Annotated in this window: 21 protein-coding genes; 9 read left to right on the plus strand and 12 right to left on the minus strand. The window is 45.6% G+C overall.

Annotated elements, in window-relative coordinates:
* Positions 1 to 10: 10 nt before the first annotated feature.
* Positions 11 to 436 (plus strand): aspartyl protease family protein, encoded by a 426-nt coding sequence (locus EPL05_RS02390; protein ID WP_128531908.1) that lies wholly within the window; start codon positions 11 to 13, stop codon positions 434 to 436.
* A 131-nt stretch (positions 437 to 567) separates the two neighbouring features.
* On the opposite strand, the gene EPL05_RS02395 is transcribed toward EPL05_RS02390, so the two are convergent.
* Both EPL05_RS02395 and gyrB read right to left on the minus strand, forming a co-directional pair.
* Entirely contained in the window at positions 568 to 1,503 is a 936-nt protein-coding gene (locus tag EPL05_RS02395; protein WP_128531909.1) for a tetratricopeptide repeat protein, read from the minus strand.
* 315 nt (positions 1,504 to 1,818) lie between these two features.
* The gene (gene gyrB, locus EPL05_RS02400) at positions 1,819 to 3,777 is read right to left on the minus strand and encodes a DNA topoisomerase (ATP-hydrolyzing) subunit B (protein WP_128531910.1); all 1,959 of its coding nucleotides are present in this window, start codon (positions 3,775 to 3,777) and stop codon (positions 1,819 to 1,821) included.
* A gap of 187 nt (positions 3,778 to 3,964) precedes the next feature.
* On the opposite strand from gyrB, the gene EPL05_RS02405 reads away from it, so the two are divergent.
* Complete coding sequence (locus EPL05_RS02405) at positions 3,965 to 4,564, plus strand: OmpH family outer membrane protein (protein WP_128531911.1); 600 nt, start codon at positions 3,965 to 3,967, stop codon at positions 4,562 to 4,564.
* Between the two features lie 137 nt (positions 4,565 to 4,701).
* Positions 4,702 to 5,172: a nucleoside deaminase gene (locus EPL05_RS02410; protein ID WP_208394654.1), complete on the plus strand. Its 471-nt coding sequence runs from the start codon at positions 4,702 to 4,704 to the stop codon at positions 5,170 to 5,172.
* A gap of 160 nt (positions 5,173 to 5,332) precedes the next feature.
* On the opposite strand, the gene kdsA is transcribed toward EPL05_RS02410, so the two are convergent.
* The 5 genes from kdsA to EPL05_RS02435 all read right to left on the minus strand — a co-directional run bounded on the left by kdsA (position 5,333) and on the right by EPL05_RS02435 (position 9,983).
* Positions 5,333 to 6,112, minus strand: coding sequence for a 3-deoxy-8-phosphooctulonate synthase (gene kdsA, locus EPL05_RS02415; RefSeq protein ID WP_128531912.1), 780 nt, complete (start codon positions 6,110 to 6,112; stop codon positions 5,333 to 5,335).
* A complete protein-coding gene (gene kdsB / locus EPL05_RS02420) occupies positions 6,099 to 6,839 on the minus strand; it encodes a 3-deoxy-manno-octulosonate cytidylyltransferase (protein ID WP_128531913.1) in 741 nt (246 codons plus the stop codon). The genes kdsA and kdsB overlap by 14 nt, the downstream gene beginning before the upstream one ends.
* A gap of 7 nt (positions 6,840 to 6,846) precedes the next feature.
* The gene (locus tag EPL05_RS02425; protein WP_128531914.1) at positions 6,847 to 7,782 is read right to left on the minus strand and encodes a KpsF/GutQ family sugar-phosphate isomerase; all 936 of its coding nucleotides are present in this window, start codon (positions 7,780 to 7,782) and stop codon (positions 6,847 to 6,849) included.
* 175 nt (positions 7,783 to 7,957) lie between these two features.
* Positions 7,958 to 9,253 (minus strand): nucleotide sugar dehydrogenase, encoded by a 1,296-nt coding sequence (locus EPL05_RS02430; protein ID WP_128531915.1) that lies wholly within the window; start codon positions 9,251 to 9,253, stop codon positions 7,958 to 7,960.
* Between the two features lie 313 nt (positions 9,254 to 9,566).
* On the minus strand, positions 9,567 to 9,983 hold the full coding sequence (locus tag EPL05_RS02435) for an RNA-binding S4 domain-containing protein (RefSeq protein ID WP_128531916.1): 417 nt from the start codon (positions 9,981 to 9,983) through the stop codon (positions 9,567 to 9,569).
* A 70-nt stretch (positions 9,984 to 10,053) separates the two neighbouring features.
* On the opposite strand from EPL05_RS02435, the gene EPL05_RS02440 reads away from it, so the two are divergent.
* The 6 genes from EPL05_RS02440 to miaA all read left to right on the plus strand — a co-directional run bounded on the left by EPL05_RS02440 (position 10,054) and on the right by miaA (position 15,853).
* A complete protein-coding gene (locus tag EPL05_RS02440) occupies positions 10,054 to 10,869 on the plus strand; it encodes a 2,3,4,5-tetrahydropyridine-2,6-dicarboxylate N-succinyltransferase (RefSeq protein ID WP_208394655.1) in 816 nt (271 codons plus the stop codon).
* Positions 10,870 to 11,025: 156 nt separating this feature from the next.
* Positions 11,026 to 12,153 (plus strand): glycosyltransferase family 4 protein, encoded by a 1,128-nt coding sequence (locus EPL05_RS02445; RefSeq protein WP_128531918.1) that lies wholly within the window; start codon positions 11,026 to 11,028, stop codon positions 12,151 to 12,153.
* Complete coding sequence (locus EPL05_RS02450; protein WP_128531919.1) at positions 12,146 to 12,712, plus strand: L-threonylcarbamoyladenylate synthase; 567 nt, start codon at positions 12,146 to 12,148, stop codon at positions 12,710 to 12,712. Before EPL05_RS02445 ends, EPL05_RS02450 begins: the two co-directional genes overlap by 8 nt.
* Positions 12,713 to 12,768: 56 nt before the next feature.
* A complete protein-coding gene (locus tag EPL05_RS02455; protein WP_128531920.1) occupies positions 12,769 to 14,181 on the plus strand; it encodes a CCA tRNA nucleotidyltransferase in 1,413 nt (470 codons plus the stop codon).
* A gap of 37 nt (positions 14,182 to 14,218) precedes the next feature.
* Positions 14,219 to 14,857, plus strand: a complete 639-nt coding sequence (locus EPL05_RS02460; RefSeq protein ID WP_128531921.1) for an IS1096 element passenger TnpR family protein — start codon at positions 14,219 to 14,221, stop codon at positions 14,855 to 14,857.
* A 60-nt stretch (positions 14,858 to 14,917) separates the two neighbouring features.
* Positions 14,918 to 15,853 (plus strand): tRNA (adenosine(37)-N6)-dimethylallyltransferase MiaA, encoded by a 936-nt coding sequence (miaA, locus tag EPL05_RS02465; RefSeq protein WP_128531922.1) that lies wholly within the window; start codon positions 14,918 to 14,920, stop codon positions 15,851 to 15,853.
* 140 nt (positions 15,854 to 15,993) lie between these two features.
* Here miaA and rfbA read toward each other — a convergent pair whose 3' ends face one another.
* From rfbA to rpoC, 5 genes are all read right to left on the minus strand, one after another.
* Positions 15,994 to 16,857, minus strand: coding sequence for a glucose-1-phosphate thymidylyltransferase RfbA (rfbA, locus tag EPL05_RS02470; RefSeq protein ID WP_128531923.1), 864 nt, complete (start codon positions 16,855 to 16,857; stop codon positions 15,994 to 15,996).
* Positions 16,858 to 16,869: 12 nt separating this feature from the next.
* Positions 16,870 to 17,733 (minus strand): dTDP-4-dehydrorhamnose reductase, encoded by an 864-nt coding sequence (gene rfbD / locus EPL05_RS02475; RefSeq protein ID WP_128531924.1) that lies wholly within the window; start codon positions 17,731 to 17,733, stop codon positions 16,870 to 16,872.
* Between the two features lie 55 nt (positions 17,734 to 17,788).
* Positions 17,789 to 18,724 carry a GDP-L-fucose synthase gene (gene fcl, locus EPL05_RS02480; RefSeq protein ID WP_128531925.1) on the minus strand — a complete coding sequence of 312 codons (936 nt, stop codon included), beginning with the start codon at positions 18,722 to 18,724 and terminating at the stop codon, positions 17,789 to 17,791.
* Positions 18,725 to 18,806: 82 nt separating this feature from the next.
* Entirely contained in the window at positions 18,807 to 19,127 is a 321-nt protein-coding gene (locus EPL05_RS02485) for a DUF3467 domain-containing protein (protein WP_128531926.1), read from the minus strand.
* Positions 19,128 to 19,193: 66 nt separating this feature from the next.
* Positions 19,194 to 23,480 (minus strand): DNA-directed RNA polymerase subunit beta', encoded by a 4,287-nt coding sequence (gene rpoC / locus EPL05_RS02490; RefSeq protein ID WP_128531927.1) that lies wholly within the window; start codon positions 23,478 to 23,480, stop codon positions 19,194 to 19,196.
* Positions 23,481 to 23,501: the final 21 nt, after the last annotated feature.

Below are 23,501 nucleotides of genomic sequence, written 5' to 3' on the forward strand. Positions count from 1 at the left end.
TGGTGAACTAATGAACAAAATATCCGTTCCGCTGCACATGATAGACTTGCACAAAGATGGCTTCCATCCCCTGCTGGACATCACCCTTTTTAACAAACCGTTTAAAGTGGTGCTGGATACCGGCGCATCACGCACCGCTTTCGACCATGAGCTGCTTTTAGCGGCCAATGAAGATGCTCCTATTATCGCCAGCGAACGGCTTTCTACCGGGCTGGGCACTAATACCATGCAGTCTGCTACCGCTATAATTAACAATGTTTGGATAGGCGAATTACTGATCGATGAAATTGAGGTAGCCGTACTCGACCTATCTACCATCAACATCGCCTACCGCGAATTGGGCCACCCCGAAGTTTTAGGCGTTATAGGTAGCGATATCTTGGTGAAATATAAGGCGGTTATAGATTTTGGGAAGAAGGTACTGGTTTTAAAGTAGCGAAAAACCGTCCCGTTATCGCCACATCGTTTTGCAAGGAACAAAGCAATCTCCCGACAGATCTGTAGACGATAAGCATTGCTTCTGCAATATTCAACGGTTGTTAAGTCCATAAAAAATGATGGAGAACTTTAAACGCCTTTGGCCTCCGCATACCGCCTCCTCCACATTAACGCGGCGAAAATAATGAGCGTTGCGATCCCGAGCCCGATAATAATATAATTGTTGGCTTTTTTAATACCACCTACCTGGTTGGGCACGTACATCCTCTTAGCGTCCCTGCTATACATCTGGCAGGTTTGAATGCGCAGATCGATCAATTTGTCATCATACCCATATTCCTTTGCCAGCTGATAATCAGCAAGTGCAACCCTATAATCTCCGCGGAGGAAGGTTATATTACTCAAATCAAATAACAACTGCGCTACTATTTTATCCTTCGGTTTTACAAAGGAGATCCTTTCATTCAATTGATAATATAAAGCACTGGATAACGAGTCTAAACTTTTCATCCTTAGTGCTGTACGGGGTATGCTATCCGTTCCAAAATCGGTATTTAATAAAAATTGAGAATTGATAAGCTGCCGGCCGCCAAGTTTTGCTTTGAGGATATTGACATGTATCCACTCCGAATCAAAATGCGAATCTTCATTGAGTTTTACTGCTTTCTCTATCCAAAATAATGCTTGCTTGTTTTGCCCGTCCAATTCGTAGGCAGTGCCAATATTAGATGCAGTGGAATAGCGGTCGGGTTCCGTCATTTCAATTTCCTGGTAAAGGGCGATGGCTTTTTTATACTCGCCAAGTACGACAAGCACAAGTCCCTCGTCAGATAAGTATCGGATATCGTTTTTTAATCTATATAAACTATCAAGTTCGCGAACATACCTTTTGATATGATTTCTTCTTTCCCCATCGAAAAAATAGTGCCCGCGTGGCGTATCATCCACCCGGTCGGTATACAAAAACGCGTGGTTGCCCAATACGTACACTTCGCCATTTAAGCAGGCAAAGCTTTTACCCAAAAAGCAAAGGGTGAGTATAATTACAAATGCAACTTTTTTCATGGTTTGTGATAAGGTATTTAAACTTACGCATTAGTATCTGAATACGAAGAAGCGAAGTAAGCATTTTTGGAATTTTAGGCATTTGTTTTCCCCACCGTCACACATCGTCAATTGCAAACGATAGCGGCAATTGACGGCAGCAAGAGCCGGTGTGCAAGCAAGCCCTGGAGGTAAGATTGCTCTTGTCCCGAATTAATAGTGGCAAACAAAAAAGCCCCGCTTAAAAGCGAGGCTAAATGTTAAAAGATGGAAGCATCTGCACAGTTTTACAGATAGCTATCAGTATTGCATCCCGAACGTTCGGGACACATCCAATTAGATATCTATACGTGCGTACTTAGCGTTCTTTTCAATAAACTCGCGGCGTGGGGCAACTTCATCACCCATCAGCATGCTAAAGGTATGGTCGCACTCGGCAGCGTTTTCAATACTTACCTTTTTAAGGGTACGGTTAGCCGGGTTCATGGTGGTATCCCATAACTGCTCGGCATTCATCTCGCCCAAACCTTTGTAACGCTGTATATGTACGCTATCTTCTTTACCTTGTCCTTTTAGGCGTTGCACAGCTATATCGCGTTGCTCGTCGTTCCAGCAGTATTCAAATTCTTTACCTTTTTTAACCTGGTAAAGCGGTGGCGAAGCGATATAAATGTAGCCGTACTCTATCAGCTCCTTCATGTAACGGAAGAAGAAGGTTAATATCAGCGTGGTAATGTGCGATCCATCCACGTCCGCATCCGTCATTACTACAATTTTATGGTAACGTAGCTTGGCAATATTAAGCGCCTTGGCGTCCTCTGGGGTACCAATGCTTACCCCCAAACCGGTGAACATATTTTTTATCTCTTCGTTCTCGTAGATCTTGTGCTCCATGGCTTTCTCCACGTTCAGGATCTTACCACGTAATGGTAATATCGCCTGGAACTCGCGGTTGCGGCCCTGTTTGGCGGTACCACCCGCCGAGTCACCCTCTACCAGGTAAAGTTCACATAATGCAGGGTCGCTATTGGCACAATCAGATAGCTTGCCCGGTAAGCCCGAACCGCTCATCACACTCTTGCGTTGCACCATTTCGCGGGCCTTACGGGCAGCGGCACGTGCAGTAGCAGCAAGAATAACCTTCTGAACAATCATCTTAGCTTCCCTTGGATTTTCTTCCAGGTAGTTACCCAAAATTTCGCCAACCGCAACGTTTACGGCACCACTCACCTCGCTGTTACCCAGCTTGGTTTTGGTTTGCCCTTCAAATTGCGGCTCCTGTACTTTTACCGAAATTACGGCGGTTAACCCCTCGCGGAAGTCGTCCCCGGTTATTTCAACCTTCATGTTTTTCAGGAGGCCGTTTTTATCGGCATACGCTTTTAGGGTGCGGGTTAGCCCCATACGAAAACCCGCCACGTGGGTACCACCTTCAATGGTATTAATGTTATTCACGTAAGAGTGTACATTCTCTATATACGTATCGTTGTACTGTAAAGCGAGTTCTACAGGTATACCCTGCTTAATGCCTTCCAGGTAAATTGGCTCGGGGATGATAGCCGTCCTGGTCCCATCCAGGTATTTAACAAACTCTTTTAAGCCGCCTTCCGAATAGAAATCTTCGGTAGGGTATGTGCCGTCTTCGTTGGCATCGCGCTCGTCTGTTAACGATAAGCGGATACCCTTATTTAAAAAGGCCAGTTCGCGCAAGCGTGCGGCAAGAGTATCGTATTTATATTCGGTAGTAAGTGCAAAAATTTCGGCATCCGGTTTAAAAATGATAGTGGTACCGCGTTTATCGGTTTCGCCAATGGTTTTTACATCAAACAAAGGTTTTCCCTTTTCGTATTCCTGCGTCCAGATCTTACCTTCACGGTAAACTAAAGCGGTTAAGTGTATCGATAGCGCGTTAACGCAACTTACCCCAACGCCGTGTAAACCGCCTGATACCTTGTAGGTATCCTTATCGAATTTACCGCCGGCGTGCAATACCGTCATTACAATTTCTAATGCAGACCGCTTCTCTTTGGTAGTAATACCCGTTGGGATACCACGGCCATTATCCGAAACTAAAATGGAGTTGTCTTTCTGAATAACCACCTTAATGGTATCGCAATGGCCGGCAAGCGCTTCATCTATCGAGTTATCTACCACCTCGTAAACCAAGTGGTGAAGCCCTTTTACGCCCGTATCGCCAATGTACATCGATGGCCTTTTACGTACGGCCTCTAAACCCTCTAAAACCTGTATATTATCTGCTGAGTAGTTCGATTTATCCTGATTTTCTTCGCTCATAATTTATCTAAAACAATAACGTACTCCGGGGTGGAGTTTTATATGCAAAAGTACGGTTTTTGATGCACATATACATCATTATTAGCACTAATGTGGATAAATATGACCCATAATAAACATCCTTTTTAGGGTTAGGAAACTTCATACGAAAGTTTATCTTTGTCAAAATTTTTTTTAGATAAACAGAATGAAAATCAACGCGTCAATCGTTACAAAATCAGTTTTGGCAATAGCACTGGCAGCAGGCGTAACTGCGTGCAACCAAAATAAAACTGCCGACAAACCTGCAGCAGCAGCAAGCACTACAACATCAGCTGGAACACATGAAATAGTGTTCATTAACCAGGATACACTTGTTGCTAAATATGACTATTTTAATGATATGTCTAAACGCCTGGAAGATAAAGCCAAAGTAGCACAGGCCGATGTACAGTCTCGCCAGCAGGCGGTACAACGCCGATATGCAGAATACCAAAAGGATGCTGCGACAATGCCTGCAGATAAACGTGCAGCAACAGAGCAACAACTGCAACGTTCGGGCCAGGAGTTTCAGCAGTATCAGCAAAATGCAGGTGCACAGGTTCAGCAGGATCAAGCCAACGAACAAAATAAATTCTACGAAAAATTGGCTGCGTTTACCAAAGCTTACGCTAAAGAAAAAGGCTACAAAATGGTATTAACTTTCACCCGCGCCAACACAGGTATGCTTTACGGCGACCCAAGCCTGGATGTTACCGCTGATGTTATTAAAAGACTTAATGACGATTACGCAAAAGACAAGAAATAATTTCTGGATGTGCAGATGCGTGGATATGCGGATGTGCAGATTAGAAAATGAACAAATAATAAATAATATTAAAAAAGAAAACCCCGGCCATTGGTTGGGGTTTTTTGATTTATAGAGGAAGATAAAAAACGACGGATATGGGACACGAGGATTTTATGCAGATGGCGATAGACCTATCGGAATATAACGTAAAACAGGGCTTGGGCGGCCCCTTTGGTGCCGTAATAGTAAAAGACGGCATGGTGATAGCCCGCAGTGCCAATAAGGTGGTACCCACCAACGACCCAACCGCACATGCCGAAGTATCTGTAATACGCCTCGCCTGCCAAGAAATGGGCACTTTTAATTTGGAGGGCTGCGAGATCTACACCAGCTGCGAACCCTGCCCGATGTGCCTGGGTGCTATCTACTGGGCCCGCATCAGCAAAATATATTACGCCAATACCAAGGCCGATGCCGCCGCCATCGGTTTCGACGACCATTTTATTTACGACGAATTGGAACTACCCATGGAGAAGCGCAAATTACCCTTTGAACAATTAATGCGCAACGAAGCGCAACCGGCATTTAAGCATTGGAAATCGATAGAGGATAAGGACGAGTATTAAAAATCGTATTTGTTATCCTGAGCGAGAGCGAGGGATTTGATAGCGAACTTTGCATACACCGATGTCTGTCGGCGAATAGATGCTTCGCTATCGCTCAGCATGACAAGGTTTTTTCAAACCCGAATGACGGTGTCTCCACCGCCATTCGCCAAGTAACAATTTAGCTGATCAGCGATTTCACCAACTCCTCCAGATCGTTCAAATACAACATATTCGGACCATCGCTAAGCGCGTGGTCAGGGTCTGGATGGGTTTCGATGAAGTAGCCGGATGCGCCGAAGGCACGGGCCGCATGGGCCATGTTGGGTACAAATTTGCGGTCGCCGCCGGTTTTACCACCTGCACCGCCGGGACGCTGTACCGAGTGGGTACAATCCATGCAAACCGGGTAGCCAAATTCTTTCATATCGGCAATGTTCCTGAAATCTACCGCCAGGTTATTGTAGCCGAACGAGTTGCCGCGTTCTGTTAGGATGACCTGCTCGTTGCCGGCTTCTTTCACCTTTTGCGCCGGGTAATACATATCCTGCCCTGATAGAAACTGTGCTTTTTTCACATTCACTACCTTGCCGGTTTGCGCGGCCGCTACCAGCAGATCCGTTTGGCGGCAAAGGAATGCCGGGATCTGCAAAATATCTACTACCTGTGCTGCAATAGCCGCCTGGAACGGCTCATGAATATCAGTAGTGACATCCAAGCCAAATTTTTCCTTCACATTGTTCAGCATTTCTAACCCCTTCTCAATGCCCGGGCCGCGGTAAGCGTGGATGCTGGTACGGTTGGCTTTATCGAACGAGGATTTGAACACCACGGTAATGGGGTACTTGCTTTTCAACTCCGCAGCCTTATCGGCTACAGTGTAAAGCAATTCCTGGTTTTCCATAACGCAGGGGCCAACAATAAAAAAGGGCTTCTCGGTAATGTTTTTATATAGTGCCATTATTCTCTATTTTTTTACGCGCAAGTTCCAGGTCCTCCGGGGTATCTATCCCCTTCTCGAAACCTGTAACTTCTATCATTTTAATTTTATAACCATTTTCCAAAGCCCGCAGCTGCTCCAGTTTTTCAGACCCTTCTAAAAAAGAAACAGGCAGCTGGATAAATTTGCTCAGAAACTCCGCCCGGTAAGCGTAAACGCCCATGTGTTTTTTGTAACCCGAAGGGTCTTCCAATATTTTATCGCGCGAGTATGGGATCCTGAACCTCGAAAAGTACAAAGCGTAACCGTTTACATCGGTAACTACTTTCACCAGGTTGGGATTATGCAATTCGTCCAGTGTTTCTACCGGGGCGCAAACGCTGGCCATGGCGGCATCGCTCTCGCGCAGGGCGGTGATCAATCGGTCGATAATATCGGCATCAAAAAAAGGTTCGTCGCCCTGTACGTTCACCACAATATCGCAGGGAATTTTCTCCACCACTTCCGCAATGCGGTCGGTTCCACTGGGATGTTCTTCGCTGGTCATTAATACGTTTGGCGTAAACTGTTTGCATAGGTTAAACACCACATCGCTATCGGCGGCTATCCAAACTTCCTGGTGCAATTTGGCCCGCATACAGGCCTCGTAAACACGCTGGATAACGGGTTTGCCGCCAAGGTCCAACAGAACCTTATCGGGTAACCTGGTCGATTTTAAGCGGGCGGGTATTACTATGATCGCTTTCATCTGCCGCTTATGCCTGGTTAAATATCTGGTAAACGCCGGTTACCTGGTTATCGCTATTTTGCACCAGCAGTGTGGTTATCTTACGCTCCAACATTAAAGCTTCGGCATCGTAAACCAATTCCTCTTCTTTCACAAAAATGGGATTGGGGTTCATTAGCTCTGAAATGGGCAGTTGGTTAATATCTCCATATTTTACCAATCCGCGCCGCAGATCGCCATCGGTTATAACGCCAAAAACTTCATCTGCTGTACCTACAACCACCATTCCCAATTTCCCTTCGGACATGCGGATGATCAATTGCGTAAAATTTGCACCGGGATCTAAAAAAGGCAGCGCGTCGGTACGCATCAGGTCTTTCACCCGCACTAATAGTTTTCTGCCCAAACGCCCGCCGGGGTGGAACCTCGCAAAATCATCCGGACTAAAATCTCTCGCCGTCATTAACGCCACGGCCAATGCATCGCCCATTACCAATGTAGCCGTGGTAGACGATGTTGGCGCCAGTTCCAGGGGACAAGCCTCTTGCTTAATACCCACATTAAGGTGATAGGTAGCGTTTTTGGCCAGTGTAGAATTGGAGTTGCCTGTGACGGCTATGGATAAATTTTTATGCCATTTTAAAAACGGCACCAACTTTAAAATTTCTTCGGTTTCGCCGGAGTAGGATAGGATGAGGATAATATCATGCTCCCCTACCATGCCCAGGTCGCCGTGGAAAGCTTCGGCAGGGTGCATAAAAAAGCTTTGGGTGCCGGTGCTGGTAAGCGTGGCCGAGATCTTTTTACCGATATGCCCGCTTTTACCCATGCCGCAAACCACCAGCTTGCCTTTCGATTGCAGGATGGCTTCCACCGCTTGCGAAAACTGTTCATCTATCATCGAGGCCACGTGCTGCAGCGACTCAATTTCGATATCAAATACTTTTTGGGCGATACTCTTCATTAGCTAAAAAGATCCGGTATATTTTGGTTTGCAATAATACTCAAAAAAATCAAGCGCCGATTGCGCGTGTTCGCGTTCGCGATAGGGTGCGAACAGCCCGAACAAGCCCGAACAAAGCAATTGATACAGGCTCTGGAATAAGAAATCGTCATTTCTGTGCATCAAAAATGGCTAATTACAACCGTGCATCCACAATCCCCCGCGGTAACACCGATTTGGTATCGTAGATAACGCTCGTCTCACCGTTCGAGATCGCCTTATAATCCAGCGCTAAAAACTCATTGTGGGCTACTGCTAAAACAATGGCGTCGTACTTTTTATCAATGCTTGCGGTTAATGCTATCTGGTACTCATCCTGTACTTTTTCAGCATCAGCCCAAGGGTCGTAAACATCTACGTTCAGCCCAAAGGCTTTCAATTCGGTATAAATATCCACTACCTTGCTGTTGCGCACATCGGCGCAATTCTCCTTAAAGGTAATACCCAGCACCAGCGCGTTGGCATGGCTGATATCATGTCCTTTGGCAACCAGCAGCTTAATTACCTTACCTGCTACAAAGCTGCCCATCTCATCATTTACTCTTCGCCCGGAGAGAATTACCTGCGGCTGATAGCCTAATGATTCGGCTTTGTGCGCTAAATAATATGGGTCCACTCCTATGCAATGCCCGCCAACCAGGCCTGGCTTATACTTTAAAAAATTCCATTTGGTGCCCGCGGCATCCAATACATCGTTGGTATCGATGCCCATCCGGTCGAAGATCAGCGCCAGTTCGTTCACAAAGGAAATATTCACATCGCGCTGCGCGTTTTCTATCGCTTTGGAAGCCTCGGCAACTTTTATACTTGGCGCTTTATGTGTGCCGGCGGTGATGATGGAAGCGTATAGGTCGTCCACTCGCTGTGCAACCTCCGGCGTAGAGCCGCTGGTTACCTTCTTTATTTTGGTAAGCGTATTTATTTTATCGCCCGGGTTGATGCGTTCCGGGGAGTAGCCCGCGAAAAAGTCCTCATTAAATTTCAGTACCGATGCTTTTTCCAGTACCGGGATGCAATCTTCTTCGGTACAGCCGGGGTATACGGTAGATTCGTAGATCACCAGGTCACCGGGTTTCAATACTTCGCCAAGCATTTCAGTTGCTTTTAAAAGTGGACCGAGATCGGGCGCCTTAAACTGGTCGATAGGTGTGGGTACGGTAACAATATAGGTATTGCAATTGCGCAGTTCTTCGGTGTCTGAAGAGAATTTCAAGCCTGCATCAGCCGAATGCTTCAATACTTGCTGCAGGTCGTCTATATTGGCTTCCTGCGTACGGTCGGTGCCGAGGCTCAGCTCCAGGATGCGTTGCTGGTCGATATCAAAACCTAAGACATTATATTTTTTGGCGAATTCGATAGCCAGCGGCAGGCCAACATAGCCAAGTCCTATTATCGCAATTTTAAAATCTTCGCCCGGGTAGGTGTTTTTCATGTAGCGTTGTTAACGCTGCCAACCGCTTTTTGTGCGGCAGCAGGTTATAAAATGCAAAAATAGGGATAAAAAAGGATTTGGTGAGTGATGGGTTATGAGTAGGAGTTATAAAAATCGCCTTTAAACCGTCACGCTGTTTTGGCTAAAGCCACATATATGGATTTTGCCATCCGTCCCCTAAAGGAGACGGCAATAAATGGAGAATAGTATTTTTTTCACATTGCCGTTCGGCTTTAGCCAACGGTTAATGTGAAGTCAAAGAATTGGCTTTAGCCGAAAAAATGGGAAGTAGTGAGCGGCGGCCAAGTGTTAATTATTGTTCCTTCTCCCCTTCCGGCTTTTCAAAAAAGTTATCCTTCAAATCATCGGTTTCGCGGCGGTCGCGTTTGGTGGGGCGGCCGGTACCACGATCGCGTTTTAATACCGGGGCATGGAACATCGATTTAAAGGCCGTAGTTTGTTCTACCGGGGTAATGTCCTGGTAGTAGTCCACCGCTTTTTTGGCATCTACGCGGTTCTCTAACAAGCCGGCTACCAGTATCACTTTACGGTCGGGACCTTTGGAGATCTGGTAGGTTTCGCCGGTGCGTACCTCATGCGATGGTTTAATGTTGGTGCCATTCAGCTTTACACGGCCAGCCTTACAGGCATCAGAGGCCAGCGTACGGGTTTTAAACATGCGGATGGCCCACAAATATTTATCAATTCTTAGTTTTTCTTTTTCAGGCATAATCTTGACAGTACAAATGCAAACAAATCTCCCTAAAAATCCTTTAATTTGACAAAATTTATTTCTGCTGATGATCGAACTAAAAAAAATGATAGAGGATGCCTGGGAAAACCGCAACCTCTTAACTGAAAAAGATTATACCAACGCCATTGAAACGGTTATCGACCGCCTGGACAAAGGCGAGATACGCGTTGCTGAACCCATCGGCAGCCGCTGGCATACTAACGACTGGATTAAAAAAGCCGTTATATTATACTTCCCTACCCGCGAGATGAAGGAAATAAAAACAGGTCCTTTTGTGTTTCACGACAAAATGGCCCTGAAGACCAACTATAAAGAGCTTGGTGTACGCGTGGTACCGCATGGTATTGCCCGTTACGGCGCGTATTTGGCCAAAGGCGTTATCATGATGCCATCGTACGTAAACATTGGCGCTTATGTAGATGAAGGCACCATGGTTGATACCTGGGCAACCGTAGGCTCGTGCGCGCAGATAGGCAAGCATGTACACCTGAGCGGTGGCGTGGGCATCGGCGGTGTGTTAGAGCCTGTACAGGCAGCACCTGTGATCATTGAGGACAACTGTTTTCTTGGGTCGCGTGCTATTGTTGTAGAAGGCGTGCATGTAGAACGCGAAGCCGTTTTAGGTGCTAACGTAGTTTTAACCGCGTCTACCAAAATTATAGATGTTACCGGCCCCGAGCCGATTGAATATAAAGGCCGTGTGCCTGCCCGCTCGGTAGTTATACCGGGGACTTACGCTAAAAAATTCCCTGCCGGCGAGTACCAGGTGCCTTGTGCCCTCATCATCGGCACCCGCAAAGAATCTACCGATAAAAAGACATCATTGAATGATGCTTTGAGGGAGAATAACGTAGCCGTTTAAGTTGTGAGTTTTGAGCAGCGAGTGATGAGTTAAAAAAGAAAGTATTGAGTAATGAGTGTTAAGTAATGGGCGGTGATTTACAGATCGTACATTTTATACTCATTACTTAAAACTCATCAATCGCTACTCAAAACTCACAACCATAACTCACAACTAATGAAGATAGGATACGATGCCAAACGTGCTTTTTTAAACAACACCGGCCTGGGCAACTTTAGCCGCTGGCTGATAAAAACCACGGCAGCACATTATCCCGAAAACACCTACCTGCTTTATACGCCGAAACTTAAACCCAATAAGTGGCGTGATTTTTTCGCGGATTTTACCAATATCAAAACCATTACGCCTGCTGGTAAATACCTTACTGCATTGTGGCGCAGTAAAGGTGTGGTGAGCAACCTTAAACGAGACGGCATCGACATTTATCACGGGTTAAGCTACGAACTGCCTTTAGGCATCGGCCATACCGGTATCAAAACAGTAGTATCTATTCACGACCTGATATTCCTGCGTTTCCCGCAATATTATGGCTGGATAAACCGCCTCATTTATACCGCCAAAACCAAACGCGCCTGCAAAACCGCTGATAGGATTATTGCTATTAGCGAACGCACCAAACAAGACTTGATTGAACTACTAAATATAGACGAAAATAAAATTGATGTAGTTTACCAGGGCTGTGCGCCCGAGTTTGGCATAGAACGATCTTCCGAAGAAAAAGCAGCTGTCAAACAAAAATATAGCCTGCCAGGCAGGTTCATGTTAAACGTTGGCACCATTGAGCAACGTAAGAATCTGATGCTGCTGGCTAAAGCACTGCCTTATTTAAAAACGGCTATCCCTGTGGTAGTGGTTGGTAAAGCAACAGCCTATTTGGATGAGGTGAAGGTATTCTTAACTGCCAATAACCTCACTGATCAAATGCAGTTCAGGCATAAGGTGAGCTTTGACGATCTGCCAGCGGTTTATCAATCGGCAGAATTATTTGTATACCCTTCCCGCTATGAGGGTTTTGGGATCCCAATTTTGGAGGCGTTAGTGTCGTCGGTCCCGGTTATTGCGGCAACTGGTTCCTGCCTCGAAGAAGCCGGTGGCGAATTCAGTCGGTACATAGGACCTGACGATGAAAAAGCACTGGCGAAGCAGATAGACGATGTGTTAAGCAACGACGCAACGCGTCAGCTGATGATAAAAAAAGGGCTTATTTATGCGCAACGGTTTCAAGACCGTAACTTAGCGGCACAATTGATGAATATTTATAAACAAGTGATCGCCCATGCTTAAGGATGAAGTAAACAAAGCATTAAAAGTATTACAGGATGGCGGCATCATCCTTTACCCTACCGATACCATCTGGGGTATTGGCTGCGACGCTACCAACACAGAGGCCGTGCAAAAGATCTTCGCCCTAAAACAGCGCGAAGAAAGCAAAAGCATGATCGTGCTGATTGATAACGATAACAAGCTGCAAAGCTATATTACCGAAGTGCCCGAGATAGCCTATCAACTGATAGAATTTGCGGAGAACCCACTTACACTGGTGATGCCGGGCGCGCGTAATCTCTCCCCCGCCCTAATAGCCGACGACGGCAGCGTAGGTATCCGGGTAAGTAACCACCCTTTTTGCCAGCAACTGATCCAACGCCTGCGCAAACCCATCGTATCTACATCTGCCAATATCAGCGGGCAGCCTTCGCCGGAGTATTTTGCTAAAATAGACCATGATATTATTGATGGTGTTGATTACGTGGTGGATATAGATCAGCACAGTATGGAAAAAAAGTCTCCATCAACCATTATGCGGCTTGACCCTAACGGCAGTTTTGAATTTATTCGCCGTTAATTTTAATATCATTAAATTTGCCCCGTATACCTAAGCCGCTCTGCGGCTTTATTTTTATGAAACAACACCTGCAACACCCGGTATTTTCTGTGATTTCCAGCTTAGCTGCGGGGTTAAACGTGCAGGCGTTTGCCATTGGCGGGTACGTACGCGATATTTTTCTCCATCGCCCTTCCAAGGATATCGATATTGTTGTTTTGGGTAACGGGATAGAATTTGCCGAAGCAGTTGCCGCCAAACTGAACGTAAAAGTTTCGGTATTTAAAAATTTTGGTACGGCTATGCTGCGCTACCAGGATGTAGAAGTGGAGTTTGTAGGTGCCCGCAAGGAAAGCTATCGCTCAGAATCGCGCAAGCCTATTGTGGAGAACGGCACGCTGGACGACGACCAGAAACGCCGCGATTTTACTATCAACGCGCTGGCCATTACCTTGCACCCCGATAATTATGGTGTACTGGTAGATCCATTTGATGGCATTGCCGATATTGAACAAAAACTCATCCGTACACCGCTTAACCCGGTAGAAACTTTTTCTGACGATCCCCTGCGGATGATGCGGGCTATCCGCTTTGCATCGCAACTGAATTTCAGGATAGATGATGAGGCCATAGCGGCTATCAAAAGCAACCTGCACCGCATTAAAATTGTATCGCAGGAGCGCATCTCCGACGAGTTGAACAAGATCATCCTCTCGGCTAAACCATCCATTGGTTTTAACTATTTGTTTGATACGGGCCTGCTGCACATTATCTTCCCACAGATGGTAGCACTTTACGGTGTGGAGATCATCAACGGAAAAGGGCACAAGGATAATTTTTATCACACCCTGCAGGTGCTGGATAATATTTGCGAAACCACCGACGACCTTTGGCTGCGCTGGGCGGCTATTTTACATGATATTGCCAAACCACCCACCAAACGTTTTGAACCTGGCCACGGATGGACCTTCCACGGGCACGAGGATAAAGGCGCGCGTATGGTGCCCAAAATCTTCGCGCAGCTGAAATTGCCGCTGAACGAGAAGATGAAATTTGTACAGAAACTGGTGCAGTTGCATTTAAGGCCTATCGTTTTATCGCAATCCATCGTTACCGATTCGGCCGTGCGCAGGTTGTTATTTGAAGCCGGAGAGGACATAGAGGCGCTGATGCTGTTGTGTAAAGCAGACGTAACTACCAAAAACGAATACAAGGTTAAAAAATATCGTAACAATTTTGAGCTGGTTCTGCAAAAAATAAAGGATGTAGAAGAGCGCGACAGCATCCGAAACTGGCAGCCACCGGTAACCGGATTGGATATTATGCAGCTTTTTGGCATTGGCGAGGGCCGCGAAGTGGGAATTATTAAGAATAAGATCCGCGAAGCGATCCTGGAGGGTGAAATTCCTAACAATAGAGAGGCAGCGATTAATTTTACAATTGAAAAAGGCCAGGAAATTGGCTTGAAAGTTGTTGCAAGCACAAATTGAATAAAAACATTATTATTTTTGACAAAAATTACGAAAAATGGCATTATATAGGTTCAGGGTTACTTTTGAGGATTACGATGATGTAAGCCGGGATATTGATGTAAAATCGAACCAAACATTCGAGGATCTTCACCGCGCTATACACCAGTCTACCGGGTACAGCCCTGAATATTCTTCATCTTTTTATATCAGCAACGATCAGTGGATGAAAGGCGAAGAAATTACCTACCTACCTAACCAGAAAAGGGTCGACAGGAAGATTCCCCTGATGGAAAAGATAAAGCTGAGCAGCTATATCGACGACCCACACCAAAAGTTTTATTACACCTTTAATTTCGACAGGCCTTTTGATTTCCATGTGGAATTAAGGCAGATCATCCTGAACGAAACCCCGGGCGCTACGTATCCACTTGTGGTACGTTCGGCCGGCGAAGCACCGAAACAGTTTGGCAATGTGTTTAACCCTGCCGCGGCAGCGCCTGATGAAGACCTGGATTTCCTGAACGAAATGCTTTACAATCCCGAGGAAACCGAAGATTTTTCTGAGGTAACCGACACGGGTATAGATGACCCTGAAGAAGAAAAGAAAGAGGACGGAGAAGAAGATGAATTTGGCTTTGGCGATGACGACGGCTTTGAAGACGACGAAAAATCAGGCCGCGGAGGTGATTATTAATATCTAACATATTTTCTATTTTAGTCCATGGACCATAGACTATAGACCATGGACTAAATCATGACCAATCAAGTTCGCCCCACCCTCATTGTAATTGCAGGCCCGACGGCTTCGGGTAAAACAGCGGCGGCTATCAAATTAGCACAGCATTTTAGTACGGTGGTGGTATCTGCCGATTCAAGGCAATTTTTCAGGGAGATGTCGATAGGTACCGCTAAGCCTACTGCCCAAGAATTGGCCGCCGCTCCACATTACTTTATTAACTCGCATTCCATTACCGAAAGCTTCTCCGTTGGCGATTTTGAACGGGAATGCCTTGTTCTGCTGGAAGAACTTTTTCAAACACATCCGGTAGTCGTGCTTGCCGGTGGCTCCGGCCTCTACATTAAAGCCATTTGCGAGGGATTTGATGAGTTGCCAACCGCCCATGAAGGCATACGTGAGCGCCTGAACGTTGAGCTTACCGAAAATGGGCTTATTCCGCTGCAGGAACGTCTAAAAGAGGTTGACCCGGTATACTATAATGACGTTGACATTAATAACCCACAGCGCGTAATACGGGCATTGGAGGTTTACGAAAGCTCGGGGCAGCCCTTTTCATCTTACAGAACCGCAAAAACTAATAAACGCACTTTTGATATTATTAAGCTTGGGCTGGATATGCCGAGGGAACTGCTCTACAACCGTATTAACCAGCGGGTGGATATCATGGTTGACGATGGTTTGGTTGCTGAAGCTAAGTCGCTACTACCCTACCGCCATTTAAACGCGCTAAACACCGTTGGGTATAGCGAGGTATTTGATTATTTCGATAGTAAAACTGATTTTCCAACGGCTATCAGCCTCATCAAACAAAATACCCGCCGTTTCGCCAAAAGGCAAATGACTTGGTTTAGGAAGGATAAGGAGATTGTTTGGGTGGATGCGTTGGGGACTGATTTGATGGGGGAAATGTTGGGGGTGATTGGTCAACCGCCTGAATTTCAAAAGAAATAAAGGTTTTCACTGCCGCAAGCGTCCTCGCTTGTGGCCAGTTAGCAGAGCGGCAATGCCTTTAAACGTGCATGGTTTGCATAATGGCAACCTTGCATGCGGGGCACAAGCCGGGGACGCTCGCGGCAGCGGGGCATTAGCTTCTACTGATCCAACAAACTCTGCAAATAAGCTCCGTAGCCGCTCTTGATGTACTTCTGCACCAAAACCTTCAGCTGCTCATCGTCTATAAAGCCCATTACGTAAGCCACTTCTTCAATACACCCTATTTTGCGCGACTGGCGCTTTTCAATCACTCGGACAAATTCGGTAGCATCGCTTAACGAATCAAAGGTGCCGGTATCTAACCAGGCGGTGCCACGGTCCATTACGCCTACCTTTAGGTTACCTTGTTCCAGATAAACGCGGTTCACATCGGTTATTTCGTATTCGCCACGTGGCGATGGGGCTATGTTTTTAGCAATTTCTACCACGCTGTTATCGTAAAAGTATAGGCCCGGTACCGCATATTTGGATTTTGGGGCAATTGGTTTTTCTTCGATAGATACCGCGCGGAATTCAGAATCGAACTCCACTACACCGTAACGTTCCGGATCGGTAACAGGGTAGGCAAATATGGCAGCACCTTCTACGTCGTTAAAACTTTGTATCAGCTTGCTAAAGCCTGAGCCGTAGAAAATGTTATCGCCTAAAACTAAAGCCACTTTATCCTTACCAATAAAATCGGCACCTATTACGAAGGCCTGAGCAAGACCATTCGGGGTTTCTTGTATAGCGTATTGGAATTTACAGCCAAGCTCCTCTCCCGTGCCTAACAGGCGCACAAAACCGGGGTTATCTTCGGCAGTGGTGATAATGAGGATCTCGCTGATACCTGCCAGCATCAAAACCGAAAGCGGGTAGTAGATCATCGGCTTATCATAAATAGGCATCAGTTGTTTACTAATTGCCTTGGTGATAGGATAAAGCCTAGTGCCCGATCCGCCTGCTAATATGATACCTTTCATGGTTGTGAGTGCTTAGTTTTGTTGTTTGAGTTGAGCGATGCAAATCTGCAGGCTCTCTCTCCAATACGGAACTTCGATGCCGAATGCTTTCTTTATTTTAGTTTTATCCATCACCGAATACGGTGGCCTTACAGCCCGTGTGGGGTATTCGCTGGTAGGGATAGGGATCACCTTAACTTCGGTTCCCGAAATTTCGAATATGGCCTTAGAGAAATCGTACCAGGAGGCAATACCCTCGTTGCTATAATGGTAAATGCCGTATGCCTCGCTACCCGATTGAATAATGGTGATGATGCAGTCTGCCAGGTCGATAGCGTAAGTTGGCGTACCAGCCTGGTCGGCAATTATTTTTAGTTCAGGGCGCTCTGCACCCAGCTTAAGCATGGTTTTAACATAGTTGTTCGCAAACTCCGAATAAAGCCAGGCCGTGCGAACAATAAAATATTCATTCAAAAGTGCCGGGATAACTTTTTCGCCGTCAAGTTTGGTTTGGCCATAAACGCTGATGGGTAGTGTTTCGTCGTCCTCTTTTAAAGGAGAGGAAATATCGCCTTTAAATACAAAATCTGTAGAAACCTGTATCAGTTTTGTGCCGTGTTCCCCACACAATTTGGCAATGTTTTCTACCCCTGTTTTATTGATCTTTTCTGCGAGTTCAGCATCGTCTTCTGCTTTATCAACCGCGGTATACGCAGCGCAGTTAACGGCATAGGCTGGCTTGTATTTAGCGAAGAGTTTGCCTAAGCCATCAACATCCAAAATATTGGCTTCGGTTTCGTCCGGGAAAATAAAGAAACCGAGGCCTCTATCTGCGGCTAATTTTTTAAAACATTGCCCTAACTGGCCAGAGGCGCCGAAGATGATGGTTTTACTCATGTATATTATATCTGTTGAACGATGTGTTAACGATTTCAGGATTTAAAAGGTTTCGTTATCGCTCTACGTGGTGTACCAGAAAATCCTGGTAAGCTAAGTTAATACCTTCTTCCAGTTCTGTGGCATAACGCCATCCTTTTTCTGCCAGTTTGCTTACGTCCATTAGCTTGCGAGGCGTGCCATCGGGTTTGCTGGTATCAAAGTCGATATCGCCCTCGTAACCGGTTACTTTTTTAATTAACAGCGCAAGGTCTTTAATAGTAATCTCGGTGCCGCTGCCGATGTTTACCAGGCCCGCCTCATCGTAATTCTGCATCAGGTAATAGCAGGCTTCAGCCAAATCATCGGCAAACAAAAACTCGCGCAGCGGCGTACCTGTTCCCCAAATGGTAACGGTTGGTAAATTCTGTTCCTTCGCCTCATGAAACCTGCGGATCATGGCCGGCAGCACGTGTGAGTTTTGCGGGTGGTAGTTATCATTGTAGCCATACATATTGGTAGGCATTACCGATATAAAGTTGCAGCCATACTGCGCGCGGTATGCATCGCACATTTTGATGCCGGCAATTTTAGCTATGGCATATGGTTCGTTGGTTGGTTCCAGCAGGCCGGTCAACAGGTAATCTTCTTTCAACGGCTGTGGGGCCATCTTTGGATAGATACAGCTTGACCCCAGGAACATCAGCTTTTTTACGCCGTTTAAATAAGCGTTATGGATAACATTGTTCTGGATCTGCAGGTTCTCATACAAAAAATCGGCACGGTAGGTGTTATTGGCTACAATACCGCCCACCTTTGCTGCCGCCAAAAACACGTAATCGGGTTTTGTAGCAGTAAAGAAAGCGGCCACCTGTTGCTGGTCGCGCAGATCGATCTCAGCAGAAGTTCGCAAAATAAAGTTGGTGTAACCCTCTGCCTGCAGCTTGCGGTGTATAGCAGAACCCACCATCCCACGATGCCCGGCAATATATATTTTAGCTTGTTTGTTCATTAATTAAGTTGATAGTCGATGGATCATAGTCAATAGTTAGAAAAATACCCGCAGCTACCATGGACTATAAGCCATGAACCAATTACGCCTGCCCGATAGGCCCGCCAAAAGTCATGGGGAAGGCACCGCCGGTTGGATCGTTGCCTATTTTGATACGGCCATTTACGGTCTCAAATTTCTCCACATTGTCCTCAAGCGCGGTTAGCAGCCTTTTGGCGTGTTCCGGCGTTAGTATTACGCGCGATTTTACTTTTGCTTTGGGTACACCCGGCATTACACGGATAAAATCAAGCACAAACTCCGAACTGGAATGGGTGATAATGGCAAGGTTGGCGTATGTGCCCTCTGCAACTTCTTCAGAAAGCTCAATGTTTATCTGGTTTTCGTTTTGTTGTTCTTCCATGGTACTAAAATAGCAAAGCCTTCCATTTTCATAGAAGGCTTTGCAAAAGTATTTAAAATAATCTGATTAAGCTTCCACTTCCTCAGTTTTTGAAGCCATCAGGCGATCAAATTCTTCCTGAGAACCTACACGGATATTTTCGTATTCGCGTAAACCTGTACCAGAAGGAATTAAGTGACCAACAATAACGTTCTCCTTCAAGCCCAGCATGTTATCTTTCTTCCCTGCTATGGCTGCTTCGTTCAGTACTTTTGTAGTTTCCTGGAACGATGCCGCTGAAATAAACGATTTGGTACCTAACGATGCTCTTGTGATACCTTGCAGCATCGGGCTCGAAGTTGCAGCAATTGCATCCCTTACCTCAACCAGTTGCGCATCCTTACGTTTCAGGATAGAGTTTTCGTCGCGCAGTTTCCTTAAAGAAACGATTTGACCCACTTTTAAGTTGGTTGAATCACCTGCTTCGGTTACAACCTTCTTATCAAACATCTCGTCGTTCTCTATCATAAAGTCCCAGCTATCAACTGCTTCCCTTTCAAGGAAACGAGTATCACCTGCGTCTTCAATGGCAACTTTCTGCATCATCTGGTGAACAATAACCTCAAAGTGCTTATCGTTTATCTTTACACCCTGTAAACGGTAAACCTCTTGTATACCGTTAACCAGGTACTCTTGCACAGCCGCAGGGCCTTTAATAGCAAGGATATCTGCCGGAGAGATAGAACCATCAGATAATGGCATACCTGCTTTAACAAAGTCGTTATCCTGTACAAGGATGTGTTTAGATAAAGGCACCAAGTATTTTTTAACCTGGCCATCTTTACTTTCAATGGTGATCTCGCGGTTACCACGTTTCACGCCACCTAAAGTTACTACACCGTCAATCTCGGTTACTACCGCAGGGTTAGATGGGTTACGTGCTTCAAATAACTCGGTTACACGTGGTAAACCACCTGTAATATCTCGCGTTTTACCGGTTGAACGAGGGATTTTAGCAATAACTTGCCCGGTTTGCAGTTTCTCACCTTCTTCAACAGAAATGTGGGCACCTACCGGGATGTTGTATCCTTTAATGATGTTACCTTTTGTATCAGCTATCTGGATAACAGGGTTTTTTGTTTTATCCCTGGTATCGATAATAACTTTCTCACGGTGACCTGTTTGCTCATCGCTCTCCTCGCGGAAAGTGATGCCTTCCAATACCGCCTCAAAAGTGGTGATACCGGCAAACTCTGATATAATAACCGCATTGTACGGATCCCATGAACAGATACGATCGCCTTTGGCAATTTTAGCGCCATCTTTTACATACAGGTATGAACCGTATGGAATATTGTTGGTAACGATAACCTTGTTGCTACCCGCCTCGATGATGCGGAACTCGCCAGAACGGCCTAATACCACTTCAACAGTTCCTTCGTCGTTTTTGTAATCAACCGTACGTACGTTCTCAAATTCAATGATACCATCAAACCTTGCGTTGATCTGAGATTCAGCCGCGATGTTTGATGCGGTACCACCCACGTGGAATGTACGAAGTGTTAACTGTGTACCCGGCTCACCAATTGACTGTGCTGCAATTACACCCACTGCCTCGCCTTTTTGCACGCGTTTACCGCTTGCAAGGTTACGACCGTAGCATAATGTACAAACACCTCTGCGGCTTTCGCAAGTTAATACCGAACGTATTTCGATACCTTCTAAAGGTGAGTTCTCTATTTTCTTACCAATTTCTTCTGTGATGTCAAGGCCGGCAGATACCAACAGTTCGCCGGTAATAGGGTCATGAACATCATGAAGGGTGGTACGGCCTAAAATACGGTCGTACAATGGTTCAACAATATCTTCGTTATCTTTTAATGCAGTTGTGTAGATACCTCTTAAAGTACCGCAATCTACCGAACCAACGATCATATCCTGCGCAACATCATGCAACCTACGGGTTAAGTAACCAGCATCAGCTGTTTTTAACGCCGTATCTGCCAAACCTTTACGCGCACCGTGGGTAGAGATAAAGTACTCTAATACCGACAATCCTTCTTTAAAGTTAGAAAGGATCGGGTTTTCGATGATCTCACCACCAGAACCTGATTTTTGAGGCTTAGCCATCAAACCACGCATACCTGCAAGCTGACGGATCTGCTCTTTAGAACCACGCGCACCAGAGTCAAGCATCATGTAAACAGAGTTGAAGCCCTGGTTATCGTTGCTCAGGATGTTCATCACATTCGCGGTTAAGCGGTTGTTGATACGTGTCCAGATATCGATGATTTGGTTATAACGCTCGTTGTTGGTAATGAAACCCATGTTATAGTTACCCATAACATCTTCCACTTCTTTAGAAGCCTGGGCAATCAGTGTCACTTTTTCCTCAGGGATATTGATATCCTTCAGGTTAAATGATAAACCACCCTGGAATGCCATACGGAAACCTAACTCCTTAATATCATCAAGGAACTGGGCAGCGCGTGCCATACCGGTCATTTTAACAACCTCGCCGATAATATCACGCAGTGATTTTTTGGTCAACAGTTCGTTAATGTAACCAACTTCTTCGGGCACATGCTCGTTAAATAACACGCGGCCTACAGTAGTTTCAATTATTTTAGAAACGATGATGCCATCGCGTTCTTTAATTCTTCCTTTAACCTTAATAAAGGCGTGCAGATCGATCTTTCTTTCGTTATAAGCGATAATTACCTCTTCAGAAGAATAGAAAGTTAAGCCCTGGCCTTTAACAACGCGTCCTTCATCTGTTTTACGGCCTTTGGTTATGTAGTACAAACCAAGCACCATGTCCTGAGAAGGTACTGTAATTGGGGTACCGTTGGCAGGGTTTAAGATGTTGTGCGATGCAAGCATTAATACCTGGGCTTCCAAAATTGCCGCGTTACCAAGTGGTACGTGTACAGCCATCTGGTCACCGTCAAAATCCGCGTTGAAGGCGGTACAGGTTAACGGGTGCAATTGTATAGCCTTACCTTCAACCAATTTCGGCTGGAAGGCCTGGATACCCAACCTGTGCAGCGTAGGCGCACGGTTTAGTAATACAGGGTGGCCTTTTAATACGTTTTCCAAAATATCCCAAACTAATGGGTCTTTACGGTCAACAATTTTCTTGGCAGATTTTACTGTTTTAACCACACCACGCTCAATCATCTTACGGATGATAAATGGTTTGAATAATTCAGCAGCCATATCCTTTGGTAAACCGCACTCGTGCAATTTAAGGTTAGGGCCTACCACAATTACCGAACGTGCCGAGTAATCCACACGTTTACCCAGTAAATTTTGACGGAAACGGCCTTGTTTACCTTTCAGGATATCCGAAAGTGATTTCAATGCACGGTTACCCTCAGTTTTTACCGCGTTTACTTTACGTGAGTTATCAAATAACGAATCCACAGCTTCCTGCAGCATACGTTTTTCGTTACGTAAAATTACTTCCGGTGCTTTGATCTCGATCAAACGTTTTAAACGGTTGTTACGGATAATTACACGGCGGTAAAGGTCGTTCAAATCAGAAGTAGCAAAACGGCCACCTTCCAATGGAACCAATGGGCGCAATTCTGGCGGGATAACCGGAACGATCTTAACGATCATCCACTCAGGGTTATTCTCAATCCTTGTTTTTGCATCACGGAAAGCTTCTACAACCTGTAAACGTTTCAAAGCTTCGTTTTTACGTTGCTGTGAAGTTTCGTTTGCAGCCTGGTGGCGCAGGTTGTATGATAACTGGTCAAGGTCGAGGCGTTTCAGAAGATCTTCTAAAGCCTCAGCACCCATCTTAGCTACAAATTTCTGTGGATCTTTATCATCCAGGTATTGGTTTTCCTTTGGTAAGGTATCCAATATATCCAGGTATTCTTCTTCGGTCAGGAAATCCATTTTAGAGATCCCGTCGCCTTCTTTAATACCCGGCTGTATAACTACATATCTTTCGTAATAAATGATCAGGTCGAGCCTTTTGGTTGGTAAGCCCAGCAGGTAGCCAATTTTGTTTGGCAACGAGCGGAAGTACCAGATGTGCGCAACAGGCACCACCAAATTGATGTGGCCCATACGCTCGCGGCGCACCTTCTTTTCGGTTACTTCAACACCGCAACGGTCGCAAACGATACCTTTGTAACGGATACGTTTGTATTTACCGCAATGGCACTCGTAATCTTTTACCGGACCGAATATACGCTCGCAGAACAAACCATCGCGCTCAGGCTTGTAGGTCCTGTAGTTGATGGTTTCAGGTTTCAAAACTTCACCGCTCGAACGTTCCAGGATAGATTCCGGAGAAGCTAAACTGATCGTAATTGTAGTGAAATTACTTTTGATTTTATTATCCTTTTTGTAAGACATAGTCTCCTTTGTTTTTTTGAG

The sequence above is a fragment of the Mucilaginibacter gilvus genome (genome assembly GCF_004054195.1).
In the GTDB taxonomy this organism is placed as follows: Bacteria; Bacteroidota; Bacteroidia; order Sphingobacteriales; family Sphingobacteriaceae; genus Mucilaginibacter; species Mucilaginibacter gilvus.

Bases quoted from the DNA above. Each gene is read 5' to 3' on its own strand.
- rpoC (WP_128531927.1), bottom strand. From the start codon at position 23,480: ATGTCTTACAAAAAGGATAATAAAATCAAAAGTAATTTCACTACAATT.
- kdsB (WP_128531913.1), bottom strand. From the start codon at position 6,839: ATGAAAGCGATCATAGTAATACCCGCCCGCTTAAAATCGACCAGGTTA.
- EPL05_RS02460 (WP_128531921.1), top strand. From the start codon at position 14,219: ATGGCATTATATAGGTTCAGGGTTACTTTTGAGGATTACGATGATGTA.
- EPL05_RS02440 (WP_208394655.1), top strand. From the start codon at position 10,054: ATGATCGAACTAAAAAAAATGATAGAGGATGCCTGGGAAAACCGCAAC.
- EPL05_RS02435 (WP_128531916.1), bottom strand. From the start codon at position 9,983: ATGCCTGAAAAAGAAAAACTAAGAATTGATAAATATTTGTGGGCCATC.
- miaA (WP_128531922.1), top strand. From the start codon at position 14,918: ATGACCAATCAAGTTCGCCCCACCCTCATTGTAATTGCAGGCCCGACG.
- EPL05_RS02445 (WP_128531918.1), top strand. From the start codon at position 11,026: ATGAAGATAGGATACGATGCCAAACGTGCTTTTTTAAACAACACCGGC.
- EPL05_RS02395 (WP_128531909.1), bottom strand. From the start codon at position 1,503: ATGAAAAAAGTTGCATTTGTAATTATACTCACCCTTTGCTTTTTGGGT.
- fcl (WP_128531925.1), bottom strand. From the start codon at position 18,724: ATGAACAAACAAGCTAAAATATATATTGCCGGGCATCGTGGGATGGTG.
- kdsA (WP_128531912.1), bottom strand. From the start codon at position 6,112: ATGGCACTATATAAAAACATTACCGAGAAGCCCTTTTTTATTGTTGGC.
- gyrB (WP_128531910.1), bottom strand. From the start codon at position 3,777: ATGAGCGAAGAAAATCAGGATAAATCGAACTACTCAGCAGATAATATA.
- EPL05_RS02455 (WP_128531920.1), top strand. From the start codon at position 12,769: ATGAAACAACACCTGCAACACCCGGTATTTTCTGTGATTTCCAGCTTA.
- EPL05_RS02430 (WP_128531915.1), bottom strand. From the start codon at position 9,253: ATGAAAAACACCTACCCGGGCGAAGATTTTAAAATTGCGATAATAGGA.
- EPL05_RS02485 (WP_128531926.1), bottom strand. From the start codon at position 19,127: ATGGAAGAACAACAAAACGAAAACCAGATAAACATTGAGCTTTCTGAA.
- EPL05_RS02410 (WP_208394654.1), top strand. From the start codon at position 4,702: ATGGGACACGAGGATTTTATGCAGATGGCGATAGACCTATCGGAATAT.
- EPL05_RS02425 (WP_128531914.1), bottom strand. From the start codon at position 7,782: ATGAAGAGTATCGCCCAAAAAGTATTTGATATCGAAATTGAGTCGCTG.
- EPL05_RS02450 (WP_128531919.1), top strand. From the start codon at position 12,146: ATGCTTAAGGATGAAGTAAACAAAGCATTAAAAGTATTACAGGATGGC.
- rfbA (WP_128531923.1), bottom strand. From the start codon at position 16,857: ATGAAAGGTATCATATTAGCAGGCGGATCGGGCACTAGGCTTTATCCT.
- EPL05_RS02405 (WP_128531911.1), top strand. From the start codon at position 3,965: ATGAAAATCAACGCGTCAATCGTTACAAAATCAGTTTTGGCAATAGCA.
- rfbD (WP_128531924.1), bottom strand. From the start codon at position 17,733: ATGAGTAAAACCATCATCTTCGGCGCCTCTGGCCAGTTAGGGCAATGT.
- EPL05_RS02390 (WP_128531908.1), top strand. From the start codon at position 11: ATGAACAAAATATCCGTTCCGCTGCACATGATAGACTTGCACAAAGAT.